This window comes from Bradyrhizobium sp. ORS 375 (assembly GCF_000239775.1).
Taxonomy (GTDB): Bacteria; Pseudomonadota; Alphaproteobacteria; order Rhizobiales; family Xanthobacteraceae; genus Bradyrhizobium.
This window is the reverse complement of sequence record NZ_CAFI01000133.1, coordinates 1-2,990: the sequence shown is the minus strand read 5'-3', so window position 1 is coordinate 2,990 and position 2,990 is coordinate 1. Positions and strand designations below refer to the sequence as shown.

General features: G+C 66.8%; 1 protein-coding gene. It reads right to left on the bottom strand.

Annotation, left to right across the window (positions count from 1 at the left end; all coding sequences use genetic code 11):
• Window positions 1-31: 31 nt before the first annotated feature.
• Window positions 32-2,734, bottom strand: a complete 2,703-nt coding sequence (locus BRAO375_RS11555) for a glycosyltransferase (protein WP_009027652.1) — start codon at window positions 2,732-2,734, stop codon at window positions 32-34.
• Between the last annotated feature and the right edge of the window lie 256 nt (window positions 2,735-2,990).

Genomic DNA, 2,990 nt, shown 5'->3' with positions numbered 1-2,990 from the left:
GACGGCCGCAGCAGAGCCCAAGCAAGCGTTCCTAAACCTTCTCCGCCACCTTCGTTGCCGCGGCGCTCAGCGGCGCCGGCTGCATCGGCTGCAGCATCCCCGGGCCGGCGAGCTCCGGCACCCAGACCGGGCGCAGGCCGATCAGCTCGGCGGTGCGGACGGTGGTGTAGCGCCAGAATTCGAAGGAGTTGGCGCGCGACATCTCCAGCAGGGCGATGGCGACCGCGGACAGGAACGGCAGGCTCTCCAGGATCAGGACGGCGGCGAAGATGTAGAGCTCGGTGATCGCCAGATAGTTGGTCATGATCAGGATGGTGGCGCCGATCAGGAGCAGGGCGCCGATCACGGCCTCCCAGAACGCCTGAAACTCGATCGACATCCGCGACAGGCCGCCCTTGGAGGTGCGGGCGAAGGCGAGATGCTCGGTGATCAGGCCCTGCGCCACGGCGCGGCTGACCGTCCATTGCACCGACATCGCGGCAATCATCGCGCCGAGCATCTGCCAGGGCCGGATGGCGACGCGCAGCCTGTAGAGGATGAGGAAGTGGGCCAGCGACACCACGAAGGCGGCGATGATCGGGATGGTCAGGATCTTGTCGGGGATGGCGATGCCGGCGAAGGCGACGATCGGCACCCAGATCAGGTTGAGGATCGCGACGACCACGCCGAGGCTCTCGGCGCCGAGCCAGTTGAGCCAGCCGAGCGAGAATTCGCGCTTCTGGTCCGCCGTCAGCCGGCTCTTGCCGGGCAGGAAGCGCTGCCAGTGCTTCTTGACGATCTGGAAGCCGCCATAGGCCCAGCGATGGCGCTGCTTCTTGAACGCCTCGTAGGTGTCGGGCAGGAGGCCCGAGCCGTAGCGGGTGGCGGTGTAGTGGGTCTGCCAGCCGAGCTCCTGGATGGCGAGGCCGAGATCGGTGTCCTCGCAGATCGTGTCGCTCGACCAGCCGCCGGCCATGTCCATCGCCGCGCGGCGGATCAGGCACATCGTGCCGTGCACGATGATTGCGTTCTCCTCGTTGCGCTGGACCATGCCGATGTCGAAGAAGCCGGCATATTCGCCGTTCATGATGTAGTGCATCAGCGACAGGTCCTCGTCGCGATGCTCCTGCGGCGCCTGCACCAGACCCACGGCGGGATCGGCGAAGGCCGGCACGAGGTCGGATAGCCAGTCCGGCGTCACCACATAGTCGGCGTCGATGATGCCGATGATCTCGGCGTCGGCCGCGGTGCGCTCCATCGCGATGCGCAGCGCGCCGGCCTTGAAACCCTTGACCTTCTCGGCGTTGATGAACTTGAAGCGCTCGCCGAGCATGCGGCAGTGATCCTGGATCGGCTGCCAGAACGCCGGGTCGGGCGTGTTGTTGATGATGCAGACCACCTCGTAGTTCGGGTAGTCGAGCCGCGCCAGCGCATCGAGCGTCTGCTTCATCATCTCGACCGGCTCGAAATAGGCCGGCACGTGGATCGAGACCTTCGGGCAGTAGCCCTCCGGCATCGCGGCCCGGTCGCGCGCGACCTTGTCGCGGGTGAGCAGCCGGCGCGGCGCGCGGCCGAAGGCGATCGCGGCGATCTCCTCGATGCGGGCCATCGCGATCAGGATCAATGGCACGAGGAGCGTGAGGCCCAGGGTGAGCGCGAAGGCCGAACCCCAGACGAAATAATGCACGTTCCAATAGGCGAAGACGTTGGAGACCCAGGCGCCGACACCATGCGCGGTGATCGCCAGCACCATCGCCTGCATCACCGTCGGCTGGCGCAGCCGCACGATCGGCAGCGACAGCAGCACGCCGACGAGCAGCGCGATGGTCGCGAGCTTCCAGTAGTCCGGGTTCACGATCGGGCCGGTCCAGGAGAACTTGGCCTCGCGCGAGGCGTTGAGCACGCCCCAATAGGGGCCGACGCCGCCCTCGAAGAACTTCCAGGGCTGATCGATGCCCTCGACGATGTTGTACTCCATGCCGATGGCTTCGGCGCGGGTGACGAAGTTGCGCAGCACCCAGGCCTGCTGGAACGGGCCGGGATCGGCGATGCCGCGGTTGTAGCCCTCGCTCGGCCAGCCGAACTCGGCGATCACGATGCGCTTGCCGGGAAACTTCTCGCGCAGCACCTGGTAGCGGTCGACGGCCTGGTCGACGGCCTGGGTGTGGTTGAAGAACTCCCAATAGGGCAGCACGTGCGCGGCGATGAAGTCGACGTTGGAGGCGAGCTGCGGATAGTCGCGCCACAGGTTCCAGATCTCGCCGGTGGTGACGGGCACGCTGACCGACTTCTTGACCATCTTGATGTAGCCGATCAGCTCGTCCGGCTTGAGCTCGCCGCGGTACAGCGTCTCGTTGCCGACGACGACGCCGATGACGTTGCTGTTGCGGCGGGCGAGCTGCACGGCGGCCGCGATCTCGCGCTTGTTGCGGTCCTCGTTCTTGTCGATCCAGACGCCGAGCATGACCTTGAGCCCGACCTCGGCCGCGATCGGCGGCACCAGCTCGACGCCGCCGGTCGAGGAGTACAGGCGGATCGCGCGGGTGATGGTGGCGAGCTTCTTCAGGTCGCTTCGGATGCGCTCGGCGTTGGGGATGTTGTCGACGTCGGGATGGTCGGTGCCCTCGAACGGCGCGTAGGACACGCTCGGCAGCATGCCGGTGAAATCGGGCGCGCTCTGCTTGGTCTGCAGCACACCCCACAGCGCGGCATGCGCGGCGGTGACGAACAGGATGACGGCTGCGATCAAGCGCATCTGGCGGGACACCGTGGCGGGCTTAAGAGAGAGGAGCGGCAGGCCCTGCGCGAGGATGCGCAAGCGCGCCGGCAGCATGCTCGGCCCCACGTGCTGCCCAGGCACGTCAGGCGAAGCGCGGCTTCGATGGCACCGGCAGGGCCGTCTTTGGCGCCCATCCGGTGGTCACATTAAGGCGGGTTCATCACTGAACGAGGGCTGAACCGCCTCGCCGATCGAGGCCGAACCACCTGCGACACGATAACGCTGCAGCGCG